Genomic DNA, 1,278 nt, shown 5'->3' on the forward strand with positions numbered 1-1,278 from the left:
GGGCACCTCGATTTTTCCTTGTTTTCCGCCGTTCAGGGCCGATTTGGCGGCCTGAAGCCTGCGGGAAGCGGCTTGCTGGAGTGTTCGGCAGCGTAGTCGGGACCCACTCCGCCCGGCTATGGCGGGCCTCTGCCTCCTCGGCCTGACGTCCGCGCCCCGGATTACGCCGGAGATGGGTTCAGGCGGCGCAGTTGCGCCAGCCTTCGCATGTTGTAAGCGAGGTTTTTCATCCCGATTTTCGCCTTCGCACGCACCAGGCCGATGGTGCGCACCAGCGTCCCGCCCATGTCGTTGGTCTGCGCGCCGAAGACATGTTCGACCCGGGCGCGCACGGCGGACTTCGTCCGGTTGCTGGCCTTGCCCTGTTCGCTCAGCGGTTTGCCGCGCTTGCCCTTGCGGTGGATGCGGCTCTTCAGGCCCCGGGCGCGCAGCTTGGCCTCCATCTCCTCGGACCGATAGGCCGGATCAGCCCAGACGTCCGCACTGGTGTTGCCCTGCATCAGCAGGTGGTCCACCGCTTGACTGTCATGCAGCGCCGCGTCGCTGACATGGTAACGGCGCACCAGCTTGTGCTGGCGGTCGACGTTCACGTGGTTCTTGTAGCCGTAGTAAGATTTCCCATGCTTCCTGGTCCAACGCGCATCAGTGTCCTTCTGCGACCGCATGGCGGGCTTGTCGGCCCAACCCTCCGGCACCTCGCCGTTCTTGATCGCCTTGTTCTCATCCCGCTTGTTGTGGTTGCGCGGCACCGGCACGATGGAGGCGTCCAGGATCTGCCCGCCGCGTGCGATGTAGCCCTGCCGCGCCAGATACCCGTCGAATTGCTTGAACAGCGCATCGACCACACCCGCCTGCGCCAGCCCCTCGCGATAGAGCCAGACGGTCTTGGCGTCGGGCACCCGGTCCTCGAGCCCGAGACCAAGAAACCGCATGAAGGACAGCCGGTCGCGCACCTGATACTCGATCTGGTCATCGGACAGATTGTAGAGCGCGCCCAGCACCAGCGTCTTGAACATCACCACCGCGTCCATCGGCTTGCGCCCGGCCCGCGACTTCCGCTCCGCTTCAGGCTTCCGCCAAACCCGCTCAAGCGTCGGACGAAACTCATCCCAAGGCACGATGGCGTCGATCTCGACCAACGGGTCCCGCTTGGCATCAAGGCTCGCGTAACGATCTGAAAGATCAAAGAACCCCATCTGCGCCATCGTCATCCTCCAGCAGCCGACTCCCCCCTCATCCTACGATGGCAGCGTCGTCACGGCAATTTTTCGAGGTGCC

Annotated in this window: 1 protein-coding gene; it reads right to left on the minus strand. The window is 64.2% G+C overall.

Annotated features, from left to right (window positions below; all coding sequences use genetic code 11):
- Positions 1-161: 161 nt before the first annotated feature.
- The gene (locus tag ACK8OU_RS20185; protein ID WP_410305120.1) at positions 162-1,205 is read right to left on the minus strand and encodes an IS5 family transposase; all 1,044 of its coding nucleotides are present in this window, start codon (positions 1,203-1,205) and stop codon (positions 162-164) included.
- Positions 1,206-1,278: the final 73 nt, after the last annotated feature.

Origin of the sequence: Pontitalea aquivivens (assembly GCF_046507575.1) — a bacterium.
Taxonomy (GTDB): Bacteria; Pseudomonadota; Alphaproteobacteria; order Rhodobacterales; family Rhodobacteraceae; genus Pontitalea; species Pontitalea aquivivens.

Bases quoted from the DNA above. Each gene is read 5' to 3' on its own strand.
- ACK8OU_RS20185 (WP_410305120.1), bottom strand. From the start codon at position 1,205: ATGGCGCAGATGGGGTTCTTTGATCTTTCAGATCGTTACGCGAGCCTT.